This is a genomic window from Janthinobacterium sp. GMG1 (assembly GCF_034427795.1).
GTDB lineage: Bacteria > Pseudomonadota > Gammaproteobacteria > Burkholderiales > Burkholderiaceae_D > Janthinobacterium.
The window spans coordinates 23135-48528 of sequence record NZ_JAXQNT010000015.1 but is presented as its reverse complement, the minus strand read 5'-3'; the positions used below and the strand labels follow the sequence as shown (position 1 = coordinate 48528).

Annotated in this window: 27 protein-coding genes; 16 read left to right on the top strand and 11 right to left on the bottom strand. The window is 60.2% G+C overall.

The annotated features are described in order from the left end of the window. Positions 1-119: 119 nt before the first annotated feature. The 6 genes from SJI03_RS26640 to SJI03_RS26615 all read left to right on the top strand — a co-directional run bounded on the left by SJI03_RS26640 (position 120) and on the right by SJI03_RS26615 (position 3912). Positions 120-560, top strand: coding sequence for a hypothetical protein (locus SJI03_RS26640; protein WP_322429201.1), 441 nt, complete (start codon positions 120-122; stop codon positions 558-560). Positions 561-692: 132 nt separating this feature from the next. Then, on the top strand, positions 693-1544 hold the full coding sequence (locus SJI03_RS26635; protein WP_322429200.1) for a hypothetical protein: 852 nt from the start codon (positions 693-695) through the stop codon (positions 1542-1544). Between the two features lie 159 nt (positions 1545-1703). After that, positions 1704-2234 (top strand): hypothetical protein, encoded by a 531-nt coding sequence (locus SJI03_RS26630; protein WP_322429199.1) that lies wholly within the window; start codon positions 1704-1706, stop codon positions 2232-2234. Positions 2235-2328: 94 nt separating this feature from the next. Beyond that, the gene (locus SJI03_RS26625) at positions 2329-2814 is read left to right on the top strand and encodes a hypothetical protein (protein ID WP_322429198.1); all 486 of its coding nucleotides are present in this window, start codon (positions 2329-2331) and stop codon (positions 2812-2814) included. A 99-nt stretch (positions 2815-2913) separates the two neighbouring features. Then, a complete protein-coding gene (locus tag SJI03_RS26620) occupies positions 2914-3366 on the top strand; it encodes an HAD domain-containing protein (RefSeq protein WP_322429197.1) in 453 nt (150 codons plus the stop codon). A gap of 138 nt (positions 3367-3504) precedes the next feature. After that, a complete protein-coding gene (locus SJI03_RS26615) occupies positions 3505-3912 on the top strand; it encodes a hypothetical protein (protein WP_322429196.1) in 408 nt (135 codons plus the stop codon). An 810-nt stretch (positions 3913-4722) separates the two neighbouring features. On the opposite strand, the gene SJI03_RS26610 is transcribed toward SJI03_RS26615, so the two are convergent. After that, a complete protein-coding gene (locus SJI03_RS26610; RefSeq protein WP_099377172.1) occupies positions 4723-5253 on the bottom strand; it encodes an SRPBCC family protein in 531 nt (176 codons plus the stop codon). Positions 5254-5383: 130 nt separating this feature from the next. Between SJI03_RS26610 and SJI03_RS26605 the strand changes: the two genes are divergently transcribed. The 4 genes from SJI03_RS26605 to SJI03_RS26590 are packed head-to-tail and all read left to right on the top strand — an operon-like array spanning position 5384 to position 10031. After that, entirely contained in the window at positions 5384-5818 is a 435-nt protein-coding gene (locus SJI03_RS26605; RefSeq protein WP_322429195.1) for a MarR family transcriptional regulator, read from the top strand. Then, on the top strand, positions 5815-7389 hold the full coding sequence (locus tag SJI03_RS26600) for a DHA2 family efflux MFS transporter permease subunit (RefSeq protein WP_322429194.1): 1575 nt from the start codon (positions 5815-5817) through the stop codon (positions 7387-7389). Before SJI03_RS26605 ends, SJI03_RS26600 begins: the two co-directional genes overlap by 4 nt. 5 nt (positions 7390-7394) lie before the next feature. Further along, positions 7395-8840, top strand: coding sequence for an efflux transporter outer membrane subunit (locus SJI03_RS26595; protein WP_322429193.1), 1446 nt, complete (start codon positions 7395-7397; stop codon positions 8838-8840). A gap of 21 nt (positions 8841-8861) precedes the next feature. Beyond that, complete coding sequence (locus SJI03_RS26590) at positions 8862-10031, top strand: HlyD family efflux transporter periplasmic adaptor subunit (protein WP_322429192.1); 1170 nt, start codon at positions 8862-8864, stop codon at positions 10029-10031. Positions 10032-10102: 71 nt separating this feature from the next. On the opposite strand, the gene fusA is transcribed toward SJI03_RS26590, so the two are convergent. Further along, positions 10103-12211: an elongation factor G gene (gene fusA / locus SJI03_RS26585; protein WP_322429191.1), complete on the bottom strand. Its 2109-nt coding sequence runs from the start codon at positions 12209-12211 to the stop codon at positions 10103-10105. 286 nt (positions 12212-12497) lie between these two features. Between fusA and SJI03_RS26580 the strand changes: the two genes are divergently transcribed. Next, the gene (locus SJI03_RS26580) at positions 12498-13616 is read left to right on the top strand and encodes a phospholipase A (protein WP_233516062.1); all 1119 of its coding nucleotides are present in this window, start codon (positions 12498-12500) and stop codon (positions 13614-13616) included. A gap of 63 nt (positions 13617-13679) precedes the next feature. Here the strand turns inward: SJI03_RS26580 and SJI03_RS26575 are convergent, their stop codons facing one another. The 9 genes from SJI03_RS26575 to mltG all read right to left on the bottom strand — a co-directional run bounded on the left by SJI03_RS26575 (position 13680) and on the right by mltG (position 20343). After that, positions 13680-13877: a hypothetical protein gene (locus SJI03_RS26575; protein ID WP_034784591.1), complete on the bottom strand. Its 198-nt coding sequence runs from the start codon at positions 13875-13877 to the stop codon at positions 13680-13682. Between the two features lie 153 nt (positions 13878-14030). Further along, a complete protein-coding gene (locus SJI03_RS26570; RefSeq protein ID WP_099377178.1) occupies positions 14031-14279 on the bottom strand; it encodes a hypothetical protein in 249 nt (82 codons plus the stop codon). 100 nt (positions 14280-14379) lie between these two features. Further along, entirely contained in the window at positions 14380-15303 is a 924-nt protein-coding gene (locus tag SJI03_RS26565) for a methyltransferase domain-containing protein (RefSeq protein ID WP_322429190.1), read from the bottom strand. 270 nt (positions 15304-15573) lie between these two features. Then, positions 15574-16224 carry an ankyrin repeat domain-containing protein gene (locus SJI03_RS26560; RefSeq protein ID WP_322429189.1) on the bottom strand — a complete coding sequence of 217 codons (651 nt, stop codon included), beginning with the start codon at positions 16222-16224 and terminating at the stop codon, positions 15574-15576. A 16-nt stretch (positions 16225-16240) separates the two neighbouring features. Then, entirely contained in the window at positions 16241-17020 is a 780-nt protein-coding gene (locus tag SJI03_RS26555) for a TatD family hydrolase (RefSeq protein ID WP_322429188.1), read from the bottom strand. 86 nt (positions 17021-17106) lie between these two features. Next, entirely contained in the window at positions 17107-17493 is a 387-nt protein-coding gene (locus SJI03_RS26550; RefSeq protein ID WP_322429187.1) for a VOC family protein, read from the bottom strand. A 153-nt stretch (positions 17494-17646) separates the two neighbouring features. Beyond that, positions 17647-18675 carry a DNA polymerase III subunit delta' gene (locus SJI03_RS26545; RefSeq protein ID WP_322429186.1) on the bottom strand — a complete coding sequence of 343 codons (1029 nt, stop codon included), beginning with the start codon at positions 18673-18675 and terminating at the stop codon, positions 17647-17649. Between the two features lie 15 nt (positions 18676-18690). Beyond that, entirely contained in the window at positions 18691-19332 is a 642-nt protein-coding gene (gene tmk / locus SJI03_RS26540; RefSeq protein ID WP_099377184.1) for a dTMP kinase, read from the bottom strand. Positions 19333-19356: 24 nt separating this feature from the next. Next, positions 19357-20343 (bottom strand): endolytic transglycosylase MltG, encoded by a 987-nt coding sequence (gene mltG, locus SJI03_RS26535; RefSeq protein WP_099377185.1) that lies wholly within the window; start codon positions 20341-20343, stop codon positions 19357-19359. Positions 20344-20519: 176 nt separating this feature from the next. Here mltG and SJI03_RS26530 point away from each other — a divergent pair, with 176 nt between their 5' ends. The 5 genes from SJI03_RS26530 (at position 20520) to xylB (ending at position 25392) form a co-directional block, all read left to right on the top strand. After that, positions 20520-21635: a folate-binding protein gene (locus tag SJI03_RS26530; protein ID WP_322429185.1), complete on the top strand. Its 1116-nt coding sequence runs from the start codon at positions 20520-20522 to the stop codon at positions 21633-21635. Positions 21636-21642: 7 nt separating this feature from the next. Continuing rightward, the gene (locus tag SJI03_RS26525) at positions 21643-21933 is read left to right on the top strand and encodes a DUF4936 family protein (protein WP_034784600.1); all 291 of its coding nucleotides are present in this window, start codon (positions 21643-21645) and stop codon (positions 21931-21933) included. Further along, on the top strand, positions 21924-22661 hold the full coding sequence (locus tag SJI03_RS26520; RefSeq protein ID WP_099377187.1) for an NRDE family protein: 738 nt from the start codon (positions 21924-21926) through the stop codon (positions 22659-22661). Before SJI03_RS26525 ends, SJI03_RS26520 begins: the two co-directional genes overlap by 10 nt. Before the next feature lie 208 nt (positions 22662-22869). Then, positions 22870-23877, top strand: a complete 1008-nt coding sequence (locus tag SJI03_RS26515; RefSeq protein ID WP_322429184.1) for a LacI family DNA-binding transcriptional regulator — start codon at positions 22870-22872, stop codon at positions 23875-23877. A gap of 30 nt (positions 23878-23907) precedes the next feature. Further along, positions 23908-25392, top strand: coding sequence for a xylulokinase (gene xylB / locus SJI03_RS26510; RefSeq protein ID WP_322429255.1), 1485 nt, complete (start codon positions 23908-23910; stop codon positions 25390-25392). Positions 25393-25394 lie beyond the last annotated feature (2 nt).

The following is a 25394-nucleotide window of genomic DNA, read 5'->3' as shown; positions in this document are numbered from 1 at the left end:
GCAGTCTAAGCAAACTGCATCGACGACAGCCCCTCTGAGCTGCTCCGGGCAGATGGTTCGGTAAAGTAGATGTTGTTTAATTCAGGGCGTGCAGTCGCCCGTTTCTAAATATGGAATCAATGACAGTAATGGCAATAAAGTGGGTGAACCAGGAGGTACGAAGCTACAATGGCCTCATGTGCAGCAACGGTGACATCTACGAAGTGCACGAAACCTGGATGGTCGGAGTACATGAAAAACAGGAGCTTGGCGGTTGGCTCAATGTCGCGATTCTGGCGCAAGAAGAGCTGTATGGTGGACAGTACATAGTTAAATGCGGAGAGGCTATGGAACACGGCTCAATCGGCGTAGTCGTTTTGGAATCGCTGCAAAATCATGAACCTGTTTGGACGTTTGTTTCGGATCAATCCAATCCATTTGATCAAATAACAATCAAGGGCGACTGGGTTGTGGTGCTGTCAACGTCAGGCGCCGTGTTACGGTTTGGTGCGCCAATGAGGGAGGCAAGGCTTCTGCTTCCGAGTACGTCGATCCATGATACTAACGACGGGCGCTTGTAAAGCGAGACGCTGCTCTTCCGCTATGCTTAGGTGATGCCTTTCAGGCAGCCTCCTGCTATAAGCGGACATTGGAAAGCATTCATCGGCTCCCCCCAACCATTATTATTAGAGGCGTATTGTTTAGAGATGTGCTTGATCAATCAGAAAATGATATGCATGGCGTTAAGTGCCATGCTCCTTGGGCCAATAACGGCGAAGGCCGATATTATTCAACGGCATGTGTTTACGGCTATTTCTAGCGGGCAGGACAGCGAAGGTGCCGAGGTACTCACCGTGGCGGAAACGACTGCATGTGGTGGCAATCAGCTGCGCATGAAGGAGGGGATGCTCGAGAACAAAGACGAATATGCGGACCTCAGATCCGGACTCGTCCAACGGATCCACGATAAGACACCAATGGCCGTGACCTTGTTTGGCTGCCCTGTAGGGAAAACTGGCGAGGAGGCGATACCGTTTGCACGCATGATTGCCGGTTGCGGCCCCAGCTCCTGTTTCGACGATAAGGCGCGCCTGTACTTGGACGAAGAACTCATGCCGCAGGTCAAGGAGCGCTCGCCTTATCTGCTGGTGTTGCCCTTGCCGAAAGCAGCGCTTCCCGGTACTTGGAAGGTGGAGATCTTCGATACGATAAGACGCGACGTGGTGCGAATCTCCGGACAGACCGATGCGGCTGATTTTGTTTCAGGCAAGATGGTCGGCGATTACCGGGATTATGATAGCGATGGCAATATCGGATCACAGGTAAGGCTCGATGCAAATGGGCGCAAACATGGAGTCGCGACTACATATTTTGACGACGGCAAGCTGGAGTCGTTGGGACAATGGCGCGATGGTCTGCCCGTAGGTGTGCAAAACAGTTACCACCGTAACGGCAAGCTATACATTCGGCTAGTTTACAATGAGAAAGGCGAGCTGCAGAGTACTGAGCAGTTCAACGAGCAAGGCGTACTGGTGCATTCAGATGGTCAGATGTCGAAAAAATGAACTGATGCAGTGTGTCAGGTGCCAGAAGTATGTAGAGAGATGTAGCAACCATGCAAGGCGCCCTGGAGTGTAGGCTAGTTTTCAAGTTAGTGAGGTTGACTGCAAGCGGCCAAAAGCAGCCGTTCTGCTGGCCTAAAAATGTTGAAATCCAGAGGTAACATGAAAAATATTGCTCAACTCGAAACCCTGTATTTCAAACTGCGTCATGGTTTTGTCAACGGTGCAGTGTGTGCCGCATGTGTGGATTGGGCAGTGGAGCGCCTGGACTTGGACGAAGAGGGCGATGACTTAGAGATAATCTTGTTGGTAAGTGCAAGAGGACTTGATGAGGTGCTGCCGTTGGTAGAAGTGATCGTTGAGCGATATCCAGGTTCTGAGCGGCTCGATGACCAACTGGCGGCGGGAAAATATATAGTAGAGCTCAGACATGCTTATCTCCAAGGCAAGGAAACGATCTGGACAATCGACATGAAGCTGACACCGCTCTACACGAAATTGGGATACCCAAATTGGCTAGGAATGCTAAGTCGGAATTGCGAATACGCGACAGACGTAAGCGCTTTCGAAGAGCCGTTCGAACTGGAATTCCACTACATTTCGACGCTATGGGGGAATGTCGCCAGCCGCGCTGAGTTCGATCAACAATATTGCGCCGAAATCTCCCAGGGACATGATGTTATATTTGGATAGTCGATGTTTTCCCGTAAAGGTCCGCAATGGGACGGAATCTGCCGACGGCGGCAACCGGCCAGAAGCGGTCAATCGATTTAACCTAGGGAACTTGATGAACGAAGCGTCGAACCAACCCCGAACGAAATACGACAAACTGTTCAATGTCTTCGAGCAGTTCTATGCATCATTACCTGAACTGTCAGACCGACGAATTTCCGATCTGCGAGACTCATGGAATTTGGCAAAGGCACAGTATGAGAAGTTTCTTTCTGCAGGCGAATCGAAGTCGAGAATTGCTGCCGGCCTTGAGCAAGGCCTACGTGAATTGCCCTTGTTCCTTGCGGATGTTGAACTAAAGAACCGTTCCCAAGTTGTAGCTGCGCTAAGCAGCGCCGTGCGTACGTTTTATCCAGATTTCGCTGCCAAGGAAGCTAAACGCCTTGAAGAGATTCTGACAACCGGCAATATCCGGGGGGAGAACCAATTCTATCTTGTGCGGCATCGGATCGACGAACTTGAAGGTTCTGGCGATTCTGAAACACAATTAAGCAAATTGTATCGTTTGGTCGATGAGTTCGAGGCGCGGCCCCGCAGATGACCTTGGCACAGACGTGGCCGTCCGCTATGGGGCGGACCCCGTCAACAGCGGCAACCGGCCAGAAGCAGACAGTCTGCCTTTCAACTTAGCGACCACAGAATGATACTTTTCTTAGACTTTGATGGTGTACTTCATCCATTTCCGATGACGTCGACCAGCAGTCATTTTTCAGCGACTCCGTCACTATGGACAATCTTGGAAAAAATTCCTGAGATTTCTGTGGTCATCACATCAACCTGGCGTGAGCAATTTTCTTTGGCACAATTGGTAGAACTATTGAAAGGTCATGGAGGTGAGCACTTCTCTAATCGTTTCATAGGCGTTACTCCAATCATGGAAAGTACGACTGACTATGTACCCGGTATCCGTCAACGAGAGATTGAGTCGTGGTTGGTTGAGAACGAAGTTACCGACGAACCTTACATAATTTTGGACGACATAGAAGAATATTTCGATTCAACCTGTCCAAATTTGTATCTTGTCGATGGGGTCAGCGGACTCACTGATCATGACACTGCAATGATCCCAATCTGGCTGGGTATTTCAAGGTGAAATTCAAACGATGCATCTGGACCACCGTCTGCTTCGAGGCGGTACCGGCCAAAAGCGGCCCGTCGTGAATACTCAGATTGCCAAATAGCTCCCTATCAAGGATGGCGAATTGGGCACTGCAACAAAGGTGTGTAGATTATGTTCGGATTCGGCAAGAAGAAAAATGACATTGTGGTTGAAACGGTCTGCGCTAAACTCCGGCAGCTCTTCGGAATCTTGGAGCTGAGGCTCGGCACTTTGCCCACTGAGCTAATTGCAGATCCATATGTTTTGGGCTATGTCGTAGGGACGGCAACAATTTTCACACAGATAGAAACTTCAGGAAAAGCCAGCACGGAACTACGCGGTCTCGTGGTGCTAGCATCGATTCAAACTGCATTCGCGCCGCTGGGAATAACAGTTCAGCAGGCATCAGTTGCGATGCGCTCGATTTATGGCAGTGAAGAGGCAAAGTGCGGCTCGAACGCCGCTGACCTGGTAATCGGCGTCACCCTAGGCAAGGTGGACCGTGACAATGATCCTGAGATCGTGGCGGCTAAGGCCTAGGTAGCGAACGTGCCGACTTCCATACGGCAAGCGCTGGGTGCTAACGATAGAACCTTGCTCATGAATGAGCTTTTAGAGCAAGTCTTCTTCGCCCCAATTGAAGCGCGGTACGGAAAAAGATGACGCTTCTCGGCCAAGCTCGGCCATTGGAGCCGCGGACATGCAGTGTAAATCATGGAGAGCACGATTAGCATGACCTACAGACCAAATCCCCAACACAGGAAGAATGTTCAAGATGTTATATTTCCCTTGACCGCTGCCATCCACATGGTCTTCGGAAGTCGGGCGCAGGACAACGGAAGACCCATCGGAGCCTTCTATACACAGCATGTCAGCACTGCGAAATGGGAACACTTGGGCGGTATCTGGTATCGCGCCCAAGATGAGCAAAAGGTTCTGAGCCGCAGAGTCAATGTTGAGGTCGTACAAGCGTTCGCACGGAGCATCCGAACAGGTGAGGATGTCATTCTGCCGAACGGCAATGTAGTCAACTGGGAAGAGATTCCTAGCGCTGAGGCGTCAAAGCTGCCCCCTCCTCTTGGAGATGCTCAGCGAGTTGATTAGATTCACGTTAAACGCGAGCACGCGAACGTCTGCAATGGGGCGTAAGCAGACCTTCCTCAACCGCAAACCGCCAACGACAGCAAGAACACGCCCGCGCCCCAAACAAAGGCCCCCGGGCCCAGCGGGCCTGAAAAATGGCCAGGGCAAGGCGCGCGGGCGAAGACAGTACGCATGTACGGCGAGACCAAGCAACGCAGCCATGGACATTTTCTCAGGCCCGCGGCTCTGGCCCGCTGTTCTTAAATATTACTGAACACGTGCCAGGTACTGGGCCAGTTGGGCAAAGGTAGCCTTGAAGCCTTCCGTCATCGACTCATGCCCTTGGACAAAAGTCTCATGCTGCTCATCGGTGGCCTTGTGCGGCGTGGACCGTAACGTCATCGTCGTCTTGCCATTCTCTTCCGTGAGCGTCATGGTATTGAACGATTCCAGCGGCCAGGTGGCGCTGACAGGATGCTGCACGGCATTACCCTGCCTGTCCGCAAACGACAGGATGGAAACGATGCGTTCAGGCGCTTCGATAGACTGGTAGGTGAACTTGCCCCACATCTCGTAGCCATTATCGGCGCGCATGCCGTAGTGGAAAATGCCGCCCGGCTGCAAGTCCAGCGCCAGCACGCTCAATTCGAAGCCGACAGGTCCCCACCACTGCGCCAGGCGCTCCGGCTCCACCCACGATTGAAACACCAGTTCGCGCGGCGCGTCGAAGGTTTGCGTGATGACAAAGTCGCTGCTGTCGCGGTGCTGTCCGTCCTGCTTCTGTTCTGCGGTGGTCATGGCGCTCTCCTGATGGTGATGGACTGGCACTAATGTACCAGCGGCGCCGACAAACGGGAAGGCCTGTACGTCGGCCAAACCAGCATGCTAGAATATTAGTTAGATACCTAACCATTAGACGACTTACTTTATGATTTCTATCGAAGAGCGCTTTTCCGCCGCCCTCCACAAGACGGCGCGCGGCTGGCGCCATGCCATCGACCGGCGCCTGAAGGACCTGGACCTGGGGCAAGCGAGCTGGATGTGCATCGCCATGATCGCCAAGTCGCCGCAGCCGCCCTCGCAAAGCGAGCTGGCCCATCAACTGGGCGTGGAAAACCCCACCATGGTGTCGATGCTGGACCGGCTCGTGAAATCGGGCTTCGTGCAGCGCCAGCCATCGGAAACGGATCGCCGCGTGAAACTCGTCGTGCTGACCGAGGCGGGCATGCAGGTGTATGACACCGTGCGCAAGGAAGCGGATGGCTTCCGCAAGGAACTGCTGCAGGGCATAGCTCCCGATCAGCTGCGGGCAGCCACCGAACTGCTGGAAGCGTTACAGGCGGCCACGGAGAAATCCGCATGAGTTCGGCCACAGCCAGCGCCACACCGGCGCTGCCCGCCTCACAAGACCCCACCCTGAACCGGCGCATGATCACGATTTCGATCATGCTCGCCACCATCATCCAGGCGCTCGACGGCACCATCGCCAACGTCGCCCTGCCCCACATGCAGGGCAGCCTGTCCGCCTCGCAAGACCAGATCACCTGGGTACTGACCTCCTTCATCGTTGCCGCCGCCATCGCCACGCCCCTGACGGGCTGGCTGTGCGACCGCTTCGGCCAGAAGAACACCTTTCTCGTGTCTGTTGCCGGCTTCACGCTCGCATCCGTGCTGTGCGGCCTGTCCGGCACCCTGTCCGAGATCGTCGCTGCGCGCCTGCTGCAGGGCGTGTTCGGCGCGGCGCTGGTGCCGCTGTCGCAGGCAGTATTGCTCGACATCAATCCACGCGAGAAACATGGCTCGGCCATGGCCATCTGGGGCATGGGCGTGATGATCGGCCCCATCCTGGGACCGACACTGGGCGGCTGGCTGACGGACAGCTACAGCTGGCGCTGGGTCTTCTTCATCAACATCCCCATCGGCGCCATGGCCTTCTATGGCATCTGGCACTACATCCGCAAGGACCCGCCGAACCGCCGCATGAACTTCGACATGTTCGGCTTTGCAACGCTCAGCCTGTCGATCGGCGCGCTGCAGATGCTGCTGGACCGGGGCGAGCAGAACGACTGGTTTTCTTCCACCGAAACGTGGATCGAGGCCATCGTGCTGGCCATGAGCTTGTGCTATTTCATCGCCCACACGGCCCTGCGCCCGGCCGGCAAGTCCTTCCTCGATTACCGTCTGTTGAAAAACTCGAACTATGTGAGCGGCTTGCTGTTCATCTTCATCGTCGGCATGGTGCTGTTCGCCACCCGCGCGCTGACGCCGTCGATGCTGCAAGGCTTGATGAATTACCCGGCGGCCATCGCGGGCCTGGTGACGGCACCCAGCGGCCTGGGCACGATGCTGGCCATGCTGATCGTCGGCAGGCTGACGGGCAAGATCGATACGCGCATCCTGCTGGGCGTGGGCTTTTCCATCACGGCGTTCTCGCTGTGGCAGATGGCCAATTTCACCCTGGACCTGGTGCCGAAAACGGTCGTGTGGAACGGCATCATCCAGGGCATCGGCCTGGGCCTCGTCTTCGTGCCCCTGAGCGCGGCCACGTTTGCCACCCTGTCGCCGCAGATGCGGGCGGAAGGCACGGCGATCTACAGCCTGGTGCGCAATATCGGCAGCAGCATCGGCATCGCGCTCGTACAAACCTTGTTGGTGCGCAATACGCAGATCGCCCATGCGTCCCTGACGGAACACATCACTATCGCCAATCCTGCCCTGCACGACCCCGCCATTGCCAGCGTCTACAACTTGGGTACGGCTTCCGGCATGGCAGCCCTGAATGGCGAAATCACGCGGCAGGCGTCGATGATCGCCTACCTCGACGACTTCTGGCTGATGATGTGGCTGACCATCCTCGTGCTGCCGCTCTTGCTCCTGATCAAACCACCGAAGAAGAATGCGCCTGTCGTGGTCGACCACGCGGCCATGGAATAACCCTCATGCACACACCTATGAAACTCTCCCTGCGCATATTGGCGCTCAGCTTGTCGCTGGCCGGCTGCGCCAGCATCCCGCCCGACACGCAACAGTTGCCGCAACAAGACCTGGCCACGATACAGCTGGCGGCCGACATCCACCTGGCCAGCGACGGCTGGCCCGCCGCACAATGGTGGCGCCAGTTCCAGGATACTCAGCTGGATCAGCTGATTGAAAACGCCCTGTCCGCCAGCCCCAGCCTGGACGTGGCGAATGCCCGCATCGGCTCGGCCCTGTCCACGTTTGACGCGCAGCATGCGCAGCGCGGCCCCAGGATCGACCTGGGCGCCAATGCCAGCCGCCAGCGCTATTCGGGCAATGGCCTGATGCCGGCCCCCATCGGCGGCAATTACTACAATGAAATCACCGTGGGCGCGCAAGCCCATTACGACCTCGATTGGTGGGGCAAGCACAAGGCGCAGATCGCGGCCAGCCTCGGCGAAGTCAATGCGCGCCGCGCCGAATACGCGATGGCGGAACAGATGCTGGCCGCCGAGATCGCCCGCCATTATTTCAGCATGCAAAACGGCTGGGCTCGCATGGACAACCTGCATGCGCTGGTGCAACTGCAACAGCTGCTGGTGCTGGACAAGGAAAAACGCATCGTCAACGGCCTCGGCGTCAGCGACGACCACCTGTCCGCACAAACGCGTTTGAGCCTGCTGCAGCAGCAGATTGCCTTGCTGAAAACGCAGATCGTCACGGAACGCGAAGCCTTGCGCGCGCTCCTCGGCGCCGACAGCACGGTCCTGGCGACACTGCAGCCGAAGCAGGCCCAGCCGCTACCGCACGCCCTGCCCGGCAAGCTGGGCATGGAATTGCTGGCGCGCCGGCCCGACTTGCAGGCGGCGCGCTGGCGAGTCCAGGCGGCCATGAGCAACATCGAGGCGGCGCAGGCATCGTTCTACCCCGATATCGACCTGGGTGCCTCGTTCGGCCTCGATGCGATCAAGCTGGGCAAGCTGCTGCAGTCCGGCAGCCGCACCCTGTTCATCGGCCCGGCCCTGTCCTTGCCCCTGTTTGACAGCGGCCGCCTGCAGGCGCAGCTCGGTGGCGCGCGCAGCGAACGCAACGAACTGATCGCCGATTACAACCAGAATGTCTTCAACGTCGTGCGCGACGTGGCGCAGGCCGGCGCCAGGGTGCAAGGCGTGGAAAACCAGCTGCGCCTGCAGCAGGAAAACCTGCGCGCCAGCGAAGCGCAATTGCGCAATGCGAATGCGCGACTCAAGCAAGGTCTGGCCGACCGCGCCACGCAACTGAATGCGGAAATGACCGTGCGCGGCCAGGTGGACCTGGGCATGCAGCTGCAAAACCAGCGCCAGAACGCGGAAATCAGCCTGAGCGTGGCGCTGGGCGGCGGCTACCGGGGCAGCAGCGATTTCGCCGACAGCGCCAGCAAACAATAACCATCGATTACGGAACACATCATGAGCAGCGATACCACAGCAACGACCACCCCCACCGAACAGCCGGGCAAGCGCAAGGCCGTCCTCATCGCCATCACGGCCGCCTTCCTCGTCGCGGGCGCGGCCTGGGCCGCATATTACCAGCTGGTGCTGGCCAAGGAAGAAGTCACGGACAACGCCTACGTGGGCGGCAACCTGGTCACCCTGTCCGCGCAAGTGACGGGCAATATCGACGCCATCCGCGCCGACGAGACGCAGATGGTCAAGGCGGGCGCGCCGCTGATCACCCTGAACGCCATCGATGCGGACCTGGCCCTGAGCCAGGCGCAGGCGCGACTGGGCAACGTCGTGCGTCAGGAGCGCGAACGCTATGCGAACGTGGCACAGTACGACGCCGTCATCGAGCAGCGCCGGCTGGCCCTGGCCACGGCGCAAGGCAACCTTTCTCGCCGCGCGCCGCTGGCGGCGGACCAGACGATTTCGGGCGAAGACCTGGCCCATGCGAAACAGGCCGTCGACGATGCGAAAGCGGCGTTGACGGTGGCGCAGCGCCAGGCCGAGTCGGCCAAATCGGGCGTGGCCGGCGTGAACCTGGCCAGTCATCCGGCCGTGCTGTCGGCCAGGGGTGACGTGCTGCAAGCGTGGCTGGCCGTGCGCCGCAACGCCGTCGTTGCGCCCGTTTCGGGCTATGTCGCCAAGCGCAGCGTGCAACTGGGCAGCCACGTAACGCCGGGCACGCCCCTGATGTCCATCGTGCCGCTCGATCAATTATGGGTCGATGCGAACTTCAAGGAGTCCGAATTGCGCAATATCCGTGTTGGCCAGGCGGCGACCATCGAAACGGATTTATATGGCAGCAAGGTGGTGTACCACGGCAAGGTGCTGGGCATGTCGGCCGGCACGGGCAGCGCATTTTCCCTGCTGCCGGCGCAAAACGCCACGGGCAACTGGATCAAGGTGGTACAGCGCGTACCCGTGCGCATCACGCTCGATCCGAAGGAACTGGCCGCCCACCCGCTGCGCATCGGTCTGTCGACCACGGTGACGGTGGACACGAGCCATGGCGAAGGCGCGACCCTGGACCAGCCGATGGTAGCCAGCACTGTCTACACGACCCAGGCCCTGAGCCAGCCGGTGGACGAGGCGGAGAAGATGGCCGATGCCATCATTGCGCAGAATCTTGCACGTTAAACCCAACGGCAAGGACTGGGGTCGTACCCTGAGGGTACGACCCCGGCCTCTGCTTTGCGGGTTTGATCCAGTTACTTGGCTTTGCCCGCGGCGGCCACCTGGTCGAGTATATGCTTGGGCACGGCCGCATAGTGCTTGAATTCCATCGTGTAGGTGGCGCGGCCCTGGGTCAGCGAACGCAGCGTTGTCGAGTAACCGAACATTTCCGCCAGCGGCACCAGGGCCTTGACGATGCGGCCCGCGCCGCCGGGAATATCGTCGACGCCCTGCACCATGCCGCGCCGGGCCGTCAAGTCGCCCATGACGTTGCCCATGAACTCTTCCGGCGTTTCCGCCTCCACCTGCATCATCGGTTCCAGCAGCACGGGCGACGCCTTGCGCATGCCTTCCTTGAAGGCAATGGAACCGGCCATGCGAAACGCGTTTTCGTTCGAATCGACGTCGTGGTAGGAACCGAACGTCAAGGTGGCCTTCACGTCGACGACCGGGTAGCCGGCCAGCACGCCAGCCTTCAGTGTTTCGACGATGCCCTTGTCGACGGCCGGAATGAATTCGCGCGGCACCACGCCGCCCTTGATGGCGTCGACGAACTGATAACCGGTGCCTGGCGGCAAGGGTTCGAGTTTCAGCACCACGTGGCCGTACTGGCCCCGTCCGCCCGATTGCTTGACGAACTTGCCCTCCACGTCTTCCACCGCGCGCGTGATGGTTTCGCGGTACGCCACCTGCGGCTTGCCCACATTGGCTTCCACGCCGAATTCGCGCCGCATGCGGTCGACCAGGATTTCCAGGTGCAGCTCGCCCATGCCCGACATGATGGTCTGGCCCGATTCCTCGTCCGTATGCACCCTGAACGACGGATCTTCCTGCGCCAGACGGTTCAGGGCGATGCCCATCTTTTCCTGGTCAGGCTTGGTCTTTGGTTCGACCGCCTGCGAGATCACGGGTTCCGGGAAAATCATCTTTTCCAGCACGATGATGTGGTCGATGGCGCACAGGGTGTCACCCGTGGTGACGGCTTTCAGGCCCACGGCGGCGGCGATGTCGCCCGCATACACTTCCTTGATTTCCTTGCGCTCGTTCGCATGCATCTGCAGGATGCGCCCCAGCCGCTCGCGCGCGCTCTTGGTGGGGTTGTAGACCATGTCGCCCGAGTTCACCACGCCCGAATACACGCGGAAGAACGTCAGCTGCCCCACGAACGGGTCCGTCATGATCTTGAAGGCCAGCGCGGAAAAGTATTCCTCATCCGTGGGATGCCGCTCCACCTCGTTGTCGTGCTCGTCGTGCCCCATGATGGGCGGCACTTCCATCGGTGACGGCAGGTATTCGATGACGGCATCGAGCATCGCCTGCACGCCCTTGTTCTTGAAGGCACTGCCGCACAACATGGGCACGATCTCGTTGCGGATGGTGCGCGCGCGCAAGGCCTGTTTCAGCTCCGCTTCCGTAAACGTGTCGCCATTCAGGTAGCGTTCCGTCATGTCCAGCGTGGCTTCGGCCGCGTGCTCGACCATGTGGTCATGCCACTCCTGCGCCTGCGGCAGCAGCTCGGCGGGAATCTCGCCATAGCTGAACTGCACACCCTGGCTGGCGTCATCCCAGGTGATGGCGCGCATTTTCAACAGGTCGATCACGCCCGTGAAATGCTCTTCCGCGCCGATGGGCAGCTGGATGGGCACGGCCACGCCCTTCAGGCGCTCGGCGATCTGCTTGCGCACGCGCAAGAAATCCGCGCCCACGCGATCCATCTTGTTGATGAAGGCGATGCGCGGCACATGGTATTTATTGGCTTGCCGCCAGACGGTTTCCGATTGCGGCTGCACGCCGCCGACGGCATCGTAGACCATCACGGCGCCGTCGAGCACGCGCATCGAGCGCTCCACCTCAATCGTGAAATCCACGTGGCCGGGCGTATCGATGATGTTGATCCGGTGTTCGGGGAAGTTGCCGGCCATGCCTTTCCAGAACGCCGTGGTGGCGGCCGAGGTGATGGTGATGCCCCGTTCCTGCTCCTGCTCCATCCAGTCCATGGTGGCAGCGCCATTGTGCACTTCGCCGATCTTGTGATTGACCCCCGTATAAAACAGGATGCGCTCGGTGGTGGTGGTCTTGCCGGCGTCGATATGGGCGCTGATGCCAATGTTGCGGTAGCGCTCGATAGGTGTTTTGCGGGTCATCACAATCTCCATGGCTAGCCCCGGCCTCACTGGGTTTGCGCCGGTTTTCCAGTGTAGCAGACATCGATTTGGGCGGTACGGCAGCAGGCTGTTTACCAAGCGCACAACACTGTCCTCCGCGCGCACGTCAGGGACGCAGGGGGAAATGTGCGATTCAGCTATACTTTCAACTCTATTAATCTAACAAAGATTAATCAGGATCAAGACGCACGGTGATTTATCGTGCAAGGCGACGCCGCCGGCATGCAGCCCAGGTGCGCACCGAACGACATGCCCCACTCAGCCTATGACTATCCGACTAAGAAAAATAATCCTCACTTCCCTGCTGGCGTCGCCAGCGCTGGCCATGGCCGGCGAACTGGAACAGCAAATGCAGCGTTGCGCCGTGCTTGGTGACGCCAGCGCCCGTTTGGGCTGCTTCGACACCCTGGCCAAGGCAGCGGAACAGGCCACCATCGCGGCCGGCGGCGATCCCGCCACCGCCGCTGTCACCCTGGCGGCCGCCGCCGAAGTCGCCCCGCTCACGTTTGTCAGCCCGCCTGGCGTGGCCACGCCGGACGCCGTCAACGCCGCCATTCCCGCCATCGCACAGGCAGGCTCGGCGCCACCGGAAGCACCAATTTCCCGCACGCAACAGTCCTGGGAACTCAACGACGCCTCGAAGCGCGGCCTGTTCAATTTCCGTCCGCACCGCGACACCTATCTGTTGCTGGCCAATTACAGCGACGCCTCCAACGACGAACCGTTCCAGGATTTCACGCCGGCCGGCATCAAGAGCCAGCACGTGGAATTGACGTTCCAGCTGAGCTTCAAGATGAAGCTGCTGGAAGACATCGCCGGCACGCCCATCGACATGTGGTTCGGCTACACGCAGCAAAGTTTCTGGCAGGCGTATAACCGCAAGGCCTCAAGCCCGTTCCGCGAGACCAATTACCAGCCGGAACTGATGTTGGTCATGCCGATCAACAAGAATTTCGCGGGCATCGAGTTCAATTACCTGAACTTTGGCCTCGTGCACCAGTCCAACGGACAGACGTCGACGCTGTCGCGAAGCTGGAACCGCGTGTATGCCGAGCTGGGCATGGAGAAGGACAACCTGGCCGTCGCGGCGCGCGTCTGGCACCGCCTCGACAATGGCAAGACCGACAACGACAATATCGACATCACCGATTACATGGGACATGGCGACTTGCGCGTGAGCTACCGCAACAAGGGGCATGAATACGCCGTGACGGCCCGCCGCAATTTCAGCAAGAAGCATGGCTCCATGCAGGCCAGCTGGGCTTTCCCCTTGAAGGCCAACCTGAAAGGCTATCTGCAACTTTTCTCCGGCTATGGCCAGAGCTTGATCGACTACAACTATTCGCAGAAATCGATCGGCGCCGGTTTCATGGTCGACCTGTAAGCAACACAGTCACGCAAACAAAAATGGCGCCGAGGGCGCCATTTTTTATGGGAAATATCTGGTTTAGCGCCGGCCGCCGCCCAGCACGCGGGCAGGCAGCATGACGATGGCGCGCAGCAATTCAAAGACGCCTTCCACGCCGATGCCGATCAAACGGAATGGCAGCAACAGCAGCCAGGCCAGCGGATACAGCACGAGCGCCAGCAAGGCCAGGGGCCAGCACACCAGCAAGAGCAGCAACCACAGCACGAATCCCAGCATCGCGTTCCCCCTAGAATGAAATGTGCGGAGCAAGCTGTGCTTGCCCCGCTACCGTGACAGCACTATATAAAAGTGCCGCCACGGCGGCAACGGCCATGCGATGAACTGCGTGCTACGGGGATGAACGGCGCAAAAACGGGAATGAACGGGGGCTTATTGACCGACGCAAATCACTTTCGTGATGTATTCATGCGCGTTCGGCTTCTTGCTGGTGGCCCATTTGATGGCCTGGTTGGCATCTTCGATGGTCATGATGGTGGCCTTTTCCTTCGACTTGATGAAGGACACGCCTTCAAACACGCCTTCCTTGCTGCGCATTACCTTGGCAAACACGGGTGGCCTGGTCTCGCCATCGCTGATTTTGTTCTGTTGCACGAGGTAACGCTGATCGATCTGTTCCATGATAGTAAAGCTGTCCAGTGGGTAAAAGACGAAATATACCCTGAATGGACAAACGCCGCAGGACGAAATCGCTGCGGCGTTGCCTTGGAATTAACGATGCTTATGCATACACGGCGTTCTGCGTAGCGGGCTGAAGATTCACGTCATAGATAACCTGGGCGCGGATCGATGCTTCCAGCGACGGGATCGAGCCACCGGCGCGGTACTGGAAGCTCACCTGCAGCACGTCGCCCGCCTTCGCGGCCACCGGCGTGGCCAGCGGCAAACACATGTAGTGGTTCAGCCAGTCGATGGTGGTCGAGCGCTCGGGCACCACGGCCAGAATGTTCTTAGTGACGAAACGCAAGGCGTTCAAGGTACCGCTGCGCTCGACGACAAACTTGCCGTCAAAGCCGAACACGCTGTCCGTCGGCTGGCTGAAGTCGATGATGCTGTAGACGGAAGGCGGCGCCAGTTCCAGCACGCCAGGATGGATGGCCGTGGTTTCCTGGAATTGCACGATGGGCGCATAAAAGCCTTCGAAATCGTATTCCTGCTGCATCGGCTGCACGGCCATGATGACGGCTTCGGGCAGGAAGATAGGCAGCGGGCCGCCAAAGCGGGCCAGGTAACGGCGCTTGAACGATTCGATCACTTCCACCTGCTTTTCGCGCAGCATGCCAACATGGATCATTTCGCAGATGACCACGTCAACGGGCTCTGGCGGCAGGTATTCGAAGGCGTCCGCATGGACGACTTCGACCTTTTCACCGTTGGGATTGAGCGCCAGCATCTTGCGCGCTTCCTTGACCATGTCCGGATTGAACTCCACGCACCAAACCTTGTCGGCGCGCGCGGCCGCAAACCACGACAGCACGCCCGTGCCGCCGCCCAGCTCCAGCACTTTCATGCCAGGCTTCACCGCGTAATCGATCGCCGACTTGAACCCGTGCATGCGGTTCTGGTCCATCAACATATTGTGGTGGTAATGGACGGGGATAAATTGCCCCAGATAACAACTCTCGATTTCTCGTTCATTCAGCATGTCTGTCCTCTTGGAGTCTGGCTCCGATGGCCGATCGGTTTTGTCATTCCAGAAAGCAGTGATATCGCACGGACTGCGCGAGGGGCGGCGACAATACAGCCGGCGCCTGACGGTGAGGTGATGACCCATGCGACGTATCTCCTGATTAATGCGACACGATCATTATCGTTAATCGGCAAGGAGAACAAAGGGCTGAGGTGAGAGGCAATTCCATGCCAGTTTCAGCGCTGGCATGGAAAGTATTGAAATTAATGCATGACTTGCATCTGCTTATTTACGTGCTGCGCGCGCCTTCTGTGCCGCTTCGATGATGGCGACTACACCGGGCTTGTCACCCGCCTGAGCAAACTGCACGGCCGTCCAGCCATGGTCGCTTTTCAGGCTGGCGTCCGCGCCCCAGGACAGCAGCAGCTTGACGGCGCCCTCCTGCCCTTCGCGGGCGGCAAACATCAGCGGCGTGACGTTGGCAGGGGCGCGCGCATCGACCACGGCGTCGCGGTCGAGAAAAATCTTCATGATGGGCAAGTCGCCCGCCGAGGCCGCATAGTGCAGCGCCGTCCAGCCGCTCTGGTTGACCTTGGCGCCCTTGGCCAGCAAGGCGTTCACGGCGTCCAGCTTGTGCTTGTAGGCCGCCATCATCAGCGCCGTGTTGCCATTGGCCGAGCGGACTTCGATGTCGATGCCGGGCGCGTCGAGCAGTACCTGGAAAACCCGGTCCGCATCGTCGCGCAAGGCCAGCACCAGGGGAATGTCGCCCCGCTGCGCGTCAGGCTGGTTCGGATTCATGCCGTCAAGCAGCATGCTGCGCACGCCGCTGACGTTATTCACGGACACGGCGCGGAAGAAAGCGTCCGGTTCCGGCGCCGCGTGGCTGGCGGTGGCGCAGCACAGCAGCATCGCCAGCGCAAGTTTTTTCATCATGTCTGACCTTAAGAAGTTATGGCAACTGATTGAATAAATTGAAGAAATTATCCGTCGTCTGCTGCGCCACCTGAGCCAGCGGTATGCCTTTCAGGGTCGACAGGTATTCCGCCACGTGGGCCACGTAGCCAGGCTCGTTCATGCGGCCGCGGAACGGCACGGGCGCCAGGTACGGCGAATCCGTTTCGATGAGGATGCGCTCGAGCGGCACTTCCAGGGCCACGGCCTGCAGATCCTTGGCGCTCTTGAACGTGACGATGCCGGAAAACGAAATATAGAAGCCCATGTCGATGGCGGCGCGCGCCACTTCCAGCGATTCCGTAAAGCAATGCATGACGCCGGCCACGCCGCCGTCCGACACGCCCGCGCCTTCTTCGCGCATGATGCGTATGGTGTCTTCGCTAGCCGATCTTGTGTGAATAATCAAAGGCTTACGCGTGATTCTTGAAGCTTTGATGTGAGTGCGAAAACGCTCGCGCTGCCACTCCAGGTCACCCGTCAGGCGGAAATAGTCGAGGCCCGTCTCGCCGATAGCGATGATCTTCGGATGGTCGGCCAGGCGCACCAGGTCTTCCACGGACGGTTCAGGCGTGTCCTCGTAGTCGGGATGCACGCCGACGGAAGCGAAGATATGCGGATACTGCTCGGCCAAGGCCAGCACCTGTGGAAAGTCCGGCAAGTCGACGGACACGCACAAGGCATGGGTCACCTTGTTCTCGGCCATCTTGGCCAGGATCTCGGGCATGCGAGCAGCCAGCTCGGGGAAATTGATATGGCAATGGGAATCGATATACATAAGGCGGGATTGTACCGGAGGGAGCGGAATCTGGCAGAGTGAAGGTGCAAATCCATCCTGTTGCTGACGACTCCCGCGTGGTCCGCCTACTGCCCCTGCGGCGGCTGCCACAGCTCCACCTTGTTGCCTTCGGGATCGATGACCCAGCCGAACTGGCCATACTCGGAATCGGGTGCCTTTTCCAGCACGTTGCAGCCTTCGTCGCGCAAGGCTTGCAGCAGCGCGTCGAGGTCGTCGACCCGGTAGTTGATCATGAAAGATGCCTTGCCGGGCGCGAATTGTTCGTTGTCATTGGCCGCGACGGACCAGATGGTGGTGCCGCCAGTCGGCTTGCCTTCGGCGTCCGTCCAGCTGAAAGCGGCGCCGCCCCACGGCTGCACGTCGAGGCCCAGGTGGCGCTGGTACCAGGCGCGCAGCGCGGCCGGGTCTTGCGCGTGGAAAAAGATGCCGCCGATGCCAGTGACTCGTTTCATGCCCGCCTCCGTTGCTGTCCAGTGCCATGACTGTATCACCGGGGAGCCAAGCGTGGCAAACGGGGAAGCCTGTGAAGTGCTTGCGGCTAAGCCATTCCAAGCAGGCCAAGAAGCGTACAATCTGGATTAACTTGATAACGCAAGCGCTTGATTTTATTGGCAACTGGATGCGTAGTCGAGCAGCATGTCTTCCAGGAACAGCTTGGGTGACAAGGGATGTTCGGCAATCGCCCGGCGTTCGTTGGCGGCCTTGATGGCGGCCATCAGCCGGCTCACGTTGATGCGTCCGGCCAGCGCTTCCAGCTCCCGCCGGTGGCGCGGGTAGTAGCGGATGGTGCCGGATAGCTTGACGGAAAACACGTCGTACAGCCAGCGCTGCAATGAAGCAACCAACGGCGCCAGCGGGGACTTCTGCAATTTGTCCGCCGCCTTCAGGGCCGCTTCCACGCCGGGGTTGGCCAGCACCTGCAGCAACTGTTCCGTTTCTTCGCGGCCGCCCGATTCTGACTGGGCCAGCGCGGCCAGCGGCGCGCCGCCCTGCTCGCGCAGCCAGCTGTCCGCATCGTTCAAGCCTTGTTGCTTAAGCCACGTCAAGGCTTGCTCGTGGCTGGGCATGGGCAAGGCGAATTTGCGGCAGCGCGACAGGATGGTCGGCAGCAATCGGTCCAGGCTGTTCGATGCCAGCAGGAACAGGGTGCCCGGCGGCGGCTCTTCCAGCGTTTTCAGCAGGGCGTTCGAGGCAGGCGTATTGAGCGCCTCGGCCGGGTACAGCACCACCACGCGCAAGCCCTGGCGGTGCGTGGAAATGTTCATGAAGTCGGCCAGATTGCGGATCTGCTCGATCTTGATGTCTTTCGACGGCGTCTTGGTCTTGGCGCTTTTCTTGGCGCCTTCGCCCTCTTCGCCGTCGTCCGCCACGTCGTCTTCCAGCGCTTCCGGACGGACCCGGCGGTAATCGGGATGGTTGCCCTGGCTAAACCAACCGCACGAGGCGCAGGCGCCGCAGGCATGACCATCGGCGCGCACGTCTTCGCACAGCAGCGCTTGCGCGAAATGCTCGATGAAGTCGGCCTTGCCGATGCCCTGCGCGCCATGGAACAAAATGGCGTGCGGCATGCGTGGGCGCAAGGCTTGCAATTGCTGCCAAGCGTCCTGTTGCCACGGATAGAGAGTACTGGTCATTTTATTCTTTGCAAATCAAGGTGTTGCAATACTTTTTTCAAGCAAAACATCAAGCAGTTGCGCGAGTTGCACTTGAATATCGGCAATGCTTTGCGTGGAATCGATGAGGCGGAAGCGTTCCGGGAACTGGGCTGCGCGGCGCAGATACTCGTTGCGTGTGGCGGCAAAGAAGTCCGATCGTTCCTGCTCGAACTTGTCGAGCGCGCGCGTGGCGTCCAGGCGGGCTCTGGCCACGGCCAGCGGCACGTCGAACAAAAACGTCAGGTCCGGCTGCAAGTGCGGATGCACCCACGCTTCCAGCGCTTCCATCTTGCGCAAGTCCATGCCCCGTCCGCCGCCCTGGTAGGCGAAGCTGGCATCGGTGAAACGGTCGGAAATGACCCACTCGCCACGTTCGAGGGCGGGCGCGATGACTTGCGCGATGTGTTCACGGCGGCTGGCGAACATCAGCAAGGCTTCCGTTTCCAGATGCATTTTTTCATGCAGCAGCAGTTCGCGCAGCTTTTCGCCCAGGCTGGTGCCGCCCGGTTCGCGCGATGAAACGAGGGTCACGCCCCGTTGCTGCAGGTAGTCGGTCACAAAGCCGATATGCGTCGACTTGCCCGCGCCATCGATGCCTTCGAAGGTGATGAAGCGGGGTTGATAGTGTTGTGTCATGAAACTCTTAATCTTGTAATGATATTAACGCTGATACTGGTTCACGGCGCGGTTATGGTCGGGCAAGTTGGCCGAGAACTGACTGGTGCCGTCGCCGCGCGCGACGAAATACAGCGCCTGCGTGCGGGCCGGCGCCAGCGCCGCCGTCAGCGATTGCGCGCCGGCCAGGGCGATCGGCGTGGGCGGCAAGCCGCCGCGCGTGTAGGTATTGTACGGGGTGTCCGCTTCCAGGTCGCGTTTGCGGATCTTGCCCTGGTAGCTATCGCCCATGCCATAGATCACGGTCGGGTCCGTCTGCAGCAGCATGCCTGTTTTTAAGCGGTTGACGAACACGCCGGCGATCATGGCGCGCTCGGACTTTTGTCCCGTTTCCTTTTCCACGATGGAAGCCATGATCAGCGCTTCGTACGGGTTTTTATATGGCAAGGCCGGATCGCGCTTGAACCACGCTTCGGACAAGCGGCCGATCATGGCCGTGTGCGCCTGCTTGAAAATCTGCATTTCGCTGGCGCCCTTGGCGAACAAATACGTGTCCGGGAAGAACAAGCCTTCCGGCAACATGTATTCCGGGCTGATTTTCGCCATCAGTTCCTTGTCGGACAGGCCCACGGTATCGTGCTTGAGGCCAGGGTGATTCGCCATCGCCAGGCGCATCTGCTTGAAGGTCCAGCCTTCGATGATGGTCAGCGACTCTTGCGCGAACTCGCCGCGCGCCAGTTGCGTGATCAAACGCTGCGGCGTGGTGCCCGGTTTCAACTCGTAGGAACCGGCCTTGATCTTCGAGGTCTTGCCTTCGATGCGCGCCAGCATGTTGAACAGGATGGGCACGATGGGCACGCCCGCGTCCGCGATCTGCTGGCCGGCCGCATGCGCGCCGCTGCCCGGCGCGATGGTAAACGGAATCGCTTCGCCGTCCGTGGTGATGGGCTGCTGCGCCCAGTACACAAAAGTACCACCGACGCCGATGGCGGCGATGACTGAGCTGACTACAAGTTTTTTAAAGAAAGCCATTGTTCCGATTCTTGTGATGCGGGCGCTGATGGCCAACGTCCGCTTGTTATGATCGTTCATTTGTGAAGCAAGTGCGCGCAAAGCGGCGCCAACACTGGCAATCTTGCCGCTGCCGACGCAATCTGCGCGACATCACTATAATGAACCCGTAATGATAATGCTTAATCGCTGATCTAATGGAAATTATGAATAACTGGAATCAATTTTTAACCGCCCAAGGCGCCCGCCCCGTTGCCATCGATGGCGCGCCTGACAGCAGCGCTCCCCTCGCCGCCGCCCCTATCGCCGATTTCGGCCAGTCCCTGACAGTGCCCCAGCTGCAAGACGGTTTTGTCGCGGCCATCACGGACCAGGGCTTGATCGGCTTGAACGGCGACGAGGCAGCCAGTTTCCTGCACGGCCAGCTGACCAACGATGTGGAACACCTGAGCCAAGAGCAAGTGCGCCTGGCCGGCTACTGCACGCCGAAGGGCCGGATGCTGGCCAGTTTCCTGATGTGGCGCAACGCCACCACCATTTATCTGCAATTGCCGCGCGCCATACAGCCAGCCATCCAGAAGCGCTTGCAGATGTTCGTGCTGCGCGCCAAGGCCAAGCTGCACGATGCGTCCTTTGACGACGCGAACCAGGTCGTCCTGGGCCTGGGCGGCAAACTTGCCGGCACGGCCCTATCCGCCTGGTTCCCCACCCTGCCCGCCACGCCGTTCAGCAAGGTGGATAACCCGTTGGGCACGCTGCTGCGCGTGGCCGATGCCTTTGGCAGCGCCCGCTATGAATGGCTGACGTCGGCCGCCACGGCGCGCGACGCGTGGCCGCAATTGACGCAACAGCTGGCCAAGGGCGGCAATGACGCCTGGCAATTGTCGGAAATCCACGCGGGCATCCCGCAGATCACGGCCGCCACGCAAGAACAGTTCGTGCCGCAAATGGTCAACTTCGAGCTGCTGGGCGGCGTCAATTTCAAGAAAGGCTGCTACCCGGGCCAGGAAATCGTCGCGCGCAGCCAGTATCTGGGCAAGCTCAAGCGCCGCACCACCCTCGTCAGCATCGCCGATCCCTCGGCAGTGGCCGGCGGCGAACTGTTCGCCGTCAGCGATCCGGATCAGCCTTGCGGCATGCTCGTCAACGCCGCGCCCAATGGTGAAGGCGGCATTGACGCCCTCGTCGAAATGAAGCTGGGGGCGATCGAAGAAGGTGCAAGTGCCGCCGGCGCCGTGCGCTACGGTTCGGCCCAGGGCGCTCACGTGCAGTTCCTGTCCATGCCTTACGTGCTAGACGCACTCGACTTGTGAGAATGCTATGAAAGATTTGTACATTTACTATCAAGTTAAGGAAGAGCACGCCCAGGCGCTGGAAGCGCGGGTGCGTGCCTTGCAGGCGAAACTGGCGGCCGCGTCCGGCGTGGCGCCGCAATTGAAGCGCCGCCCTGACGCCAAGGATGGCTTGCAGACGTGGATGGAAATTTATCCCGTCGTCGGCGAAGGCTTTACGGAACTGCTGGCCAGCGCATCCGACGAAGCGGGCTTGCTGTCCCTGACGGCCGGCGCGCGCCATACGGAAGTGTTCATGGATTTGCCTCCATGTGCCTGATCGTTTTTGCCTGGAAAGTCAATCCGCACATCCCGCTGATTGCCGCCGCCAACCGCGACGAATTCTATGAACGCGCCAGCGCCCCCGCCGGCGCCTGGGCCGAACACCCGCAAGTGTATGCAGGCCGCGACCTGCAGGCGGGCGGCAGCTGGATGGGCATCACCCAAGCCGGCAGCGGCAGCTCGCGCTTTGCCGCCATCACGAATATCCGCAGCCCGCAAGACCGCGATCCGGACGCCCCCTCGCGCGGCGCCCTGGTGGCCGACTATCTGGCCGGCAACATGTCGCCGCAAGACTACATCGCGCAAATCCGCCCCGGATGCACAGCCTACAACGGTTTTAATCTGGTGCTGGGCGATGCGGATACCCTGATCTGGTTTTCCAACCGGGGCGATGGCGATGCGCGCAATGGCCAGCCATTGGAACCGGGCATCTACGGCCTGTCGAACGCCCTGCTCGACGCGCCGTGGCCGAAAGTCCTGAAGACCAAGGCCCAGTTCGCCAGCCTGCTATGCCAGGGTGCGCCCGATGAAGCGTATTTCGACATGCTGGCCGACACCACGCGCGCGCCCGACTTCCGCTTGCCGGACACAGGTGTGCCGCTCGACCTCGAACGCGTACTGTCCGCCGTCTGCATCGAAACGCCGGGCTACGGCACGCGCACTTCCACCGTTGTGAAACTGTTCCCGGACTCTCCCGGCGAATTGCATGAGCTGGTAATTCAGTAATTCTTGCGGGGCCGGCACCGTCCGGCTCCGCCCTGTTTCCGCATCCCGTCCCTCCTGCGCGGCTTCCTTGCCTTGGCAAAACATCGTTCGCGCAAAAAAAGAAAGCGCTTGCGCAAGCGCTTTCTTTTGTTTACGATAGCTTCAATCGCGGCGACACAGCCGCACACTATCGCAGCACACAATAATAAAAAAAACCTCAGGAGACACCATGGCCACCATGGAAGATGTAGCGCGGGCGGCGGACGTATCGCTGTCGACCGTCTCTCACGTAGTCAACGGCACCCGCAAGGTCAGCCCGAAAACCGTCGCCGCCGTCAACGCGGCCATGCAGCAGATCGGCTATGTGCCGAACATGCTGGCCCGCGCGCTGGCCGGTTCCTCGTCGGGCACCATCGGGGTTGCCATTTCCGCCTTCACCAATCATTACTTCAGCGAAACCGTGCGCGCCATCGAAGCGGCCTGCACGCGTCATGGCTTGATGATGCTGTTTTCCGATACGCATGACGATCCCGAGCAGGAACTCAAGGTGGTGCAGAACTTGCATCAGCGCCGGGTCGACGGCATCGTGCTGGCGCCGTCCGGCGATCCGCACAACCGCGCCCTCGACTATTTAACCAGCAACAAGATCGCTTCCGTGCTGGTCGACCGGATGTCGCCACAGCCGTTCGACCAGGTGGGCGTGGAAAACGTCGAGGCGACGGCGCAACTGGTCAGCCATCTGATCGCGGCCCACGGCCACCGCCGCATCGGCTTCATCGCGGGCGCGCCCGGCCTGTCCACGACGGACGAGCGTATCGACGGCTACCGCCTGGCCTTGCAGCGCGCCAATATCACCTTCGATGCGGACCTGCTGCGCTCGGGCGATTCCAACCTGGAGCGCAGCGGCGCGGCCACGCGCGAATTGCTGGCCTTACCCGCCGGACAGCGCCCGACAGCCATCGTGGCCGGCAATAACCTGATGACCATCGGCACCATGCATGCCTTGCGCGACGCCCACATTGCGGTACCGCAAGACGTCGCGCTGGCCGGCTTCGATGATTTCGACTGGGCCGATTATTTCAGCCCCCGCCTCACCGTGATGGCGCAGCCGCTGGAAGAGCTGGGCGCCATGGCCGTCGACCTGTTGATCGACCGCATCGCCCATCCCGACCGCGCCCAGCACGTGCAGCGCCTGTCGCCAACCTTGCGCGTACGCAATTCCTGCGGCTGCCCCTGACCTTTTACAGCAAACAATATGCATCCAGCGATTTCCCTCGGTATCGACCTCGGTACCTCTGAACTGAAAACCGTGCTGATGGACAGCACCGGCAAGGTGCGCGGCCAGGCTTCCGTGCGCATCGACACCAGCCGCCCGCAAGCAGGCTGGTCCGAACAGGCGCCGCAGGACTGGTGGGCCGCCTGCGTCAACGCGCTGGGCCAGCTGCGCGCCAGTTGGCCACAGGAATACGCACAGATCGCCTGCATCGGCCTGTCGGGCCAGATGCATGGCGCCGTGCTGCTCGATAGCAACGATAACGTGATCCGCCCCGCCATCCTGTGGAACGATGCGCGCGCCGAAGCCGAGGCGGCCAGCCTGGCGCGCGACTATCCCGCGTATGCGGACGTGACGGGCAGCCTGCCCATGGCAGGCCTGACGGCGCCGAAACTGCTGTGGCTGCAAACGCACGAGCCAGACGCCTTTGCCGCCATCGCCTGCCTGCTGTCGCCGAAAGACTATCTACGCCTGCGCTTGACGGGGATCAAACTGACGGACATGTCCGACGCGGCTGGCACCCTGTGGCTGGACGAGGCCAACCGTGCCTGGTTCGCCCCCATGCTGGCCGCCTGCGGCCTGGCCCTGGCGCAGATGCCGGCGCTGGCCGAAGGCGACGCCGCCACGGGCACGGTACTGGCGGCCATGGCAGACAAGCTGGGCTTGCCAGCAAACGTGGTGGTGGCGGGCGGCGGCGGCGACAACCCCGTCTCGGCCGTGGGCATCGGCGCCGTCAATGGCGGCGACAGTTTTATCTCGCTGGGCACCAGCGCCGCCATCGTTTCAGTCACAGAACAGCCTTTGGGCAATCCGGCCGGCGGCGTGCACAGCTTTTGCCACGCCCTGCCCGGCCGCTGGTATGCGATGGGCGCGATCCTGTCGGGTGCCAGCTGCCTGCGCTGGGCGACGGGCGTGCTGGGCCAGTCCGACGAGGCAGCCCTGCTGGCGCTGGTGGAAGCGGGCTTGCCGCTCGATACCCCCGTCGCCCCGTCCGCGCCCCTGTTCCTGCCATATCTGTCGGGCGAGCGCACGCCGTATAACGACCCGCAAGTGCGCGGCGCCTTCTTGCAGCTGGGCCATGACAGCACGCCGGCGCAGCTCGGCTACGCCGTGCTCGAAGGCGTGGCCTTCGCCTTGCGCGACGCCATGGCGGCCGTCACGTCGACAGGTGCCGTCGTTCCCCACTGCATGCTGGTGGGCGGCGGCGCGCGCAGCCAGTACTGGGCGCAATTGCTGGCCAATGTGCTGGGACGCGAAATGCGCACCCTTCACAACAGCGAATTGTCGGCCAGCCTGGGGGCGGCCAAGCTGGGCTTTGCCGCCATCGGTGACGCCAGCCTGCTGACGCAAGAGTTACCCATCAAAAACACTTTCTTGCCCGATGCCGCGCACAGCGCAGCCTTGAGCATCCGTTACGGCCGCTACCGTAGCCTGTTTCCCGCCGTGCAAGCCTTGCACCAACTCAGTGATAAGGAATAGTA

Coding starts and splice junctions, on each gene's coding strand:
- SJI03_RS26595 (WP_322429193.1), top strand. CDS start 7,395: ATGCACACACCTATGAAACTCTCCCTGCGCATATTGGCGCTCAGCTTG.
- SJI03_RS26615 (WP_322429196.1), top strand. CDS start 3,505: ATGTTCGGATTCGGCAAGAAGAAAAATGACATTGTGGTTGAAACGGTC.
- SJI03_RS26590 (WP_322429192.1), top strand. CDS start 8,862: ATGAGCAGCGATACCACAGCAACGACCACCCCCACCGAACAGCCGGGC.
- SJI03_RS26530 (WP_322429185.1), top strand. CDS start 20,520: ATGGAAATTATGAATAACTGGAATCAATTTTTAACCGCCCAAGGCGCC.
- SJI03_RS26625 (WP_322429198.1), top strand. CDS start 2,329: ATGAACGAAGCGTCGAACCAACCCCGAACGAAATACGACAAACTGTTC.
- SJI03_RS26545 (WP_322429186.1), bottom strand. CDS start 18,675: ATGACCAGTACTCTCTATCCGTGGCAACAGGACGCTTGGCAGCAATTG.
- SJI03_RS26610 (WP_099377172.1), bottom strand. CDS start 5,253: ATGACCACCGCAGAACAGAAGCAGGACGGACAGCACCGCGACAGCAGC.
- SJI03_RS26600 (WP_322429194.1), top strand. CDS start 5,815: ATGAGTTCGGCCACAGCCAGCGCCACACCGGCGCTGCCCGCCTCACAA.
- SJI03_RS26580 (WP_233516062.1), top strand. CDS start 12,498: ATGACTATCCGACTAAGAAAAATAATCCTCACTTCCCTGCTGGCGTCG.
- SJI03_RS26630 (WP_322429199.1), top strand. CDS start 1,704: ATGAAAAATATTGCTCAACTCGAAACCCTGTATTTCAAACTGCGTCAT.
- SJI03_RS26525 (WP_034784600.1), top strand. CDS start 21,643: ATGAAAGATTTGTACATTTACTATCAAGTTAAGGAAGAGCACGCCCAG.
- SJI03_RS26565 (WP_322429190.1), bottom strand. CDS start 15,303: ATGCTGAATGAACGAGAAATCGAGAGTTGTTATCTGGGGCAATTTATC.
- SJI03_RS26570 (WP_099377178.1), bottom strand. CDS start 14,279: ATGGAACAGATCGATCAGCGTTACCTCGTGCAACAGAACAAAATCAGC.
- SJI03_RS26560 (WP_322429189.1), bottom strand. CDS start 16,224: ATGATGAAAAAACTTGCGCTGGCGATGCTGCTGTGCTGCGCCACCGCC.
- SJI03_RS26520 (WP_099377187.1), top strand. CDS start 21,924: ATGTGCCTGATCGTTTTTGCCTGGAAAGTCAATCCGCACATCCCGCTG.
- mltG (WP_099377185.1), bottom strand. CDS start 20,343: ATGGCTTTCTTTAAAAAACTTGTAGTCAGCTCAGTCATCGCCGCCATC.
- fusA (WP_322429191.1), bottom strand. CDS start 12,211: ATGACCCGCAAAACACCTATCGAGCGCTACCGCAACATTGGCATCAGC.
- SJI03_RS26555 (WP_322429188.1), bottom strand. CDS start 17,020: ATGTATATCGATTCCCATTGCCATATCAATTTCCCCGAGCTGGCTGCT.
- SJI03_RS26620 (WP_322429197.1), top strand. CDS start 2,914: ATGATACTTTTCTTAGACTTTGATGGTGTACTTCATCCATTTCCGATG.
- SJI03_RS26550 (WP_322429187.1), bottom strand. CDS start 17,493: ATGAAACGAGTCACTGGCATCGGCGGCATCTTTTTCCACGCGCAAGAC.
- SJI03_RS26575 (WP_034784591.1), bottom strand. CDS start 13,877: ATGCTGGGATTCGTGCTGTGGTTGCTGCTCTTGCTGGTGTGCTGGCCC.
- tmk (WP_099377184.1), bottom strand. CDS start 19,332: ATGACACAACACTATCAACCCCGCTTCATCACCTTCGAAGGCATCGAT.
- SJI03_RS26605 (WP_322429195.1), top strand. CDS start 5,384: ATGATTTCTATCGAAGAGCGCTTTTCCGCCGCCCTCCACAAGACGGCG.
- SJI03_RS26640 (WP_322429201.1), top strand. CDS start 120: ATGACAGTAATGGCAATAAAGTGGGTGAACCAGGAGGTACGAAGCTAC.
- SJI03_RS26515 (WP_322429184.1), top strand. CDS start 22,870: ATGGCCACCATGGAAGATGTAGCGCGGGCGGCGGACGTATCGCTGTCG.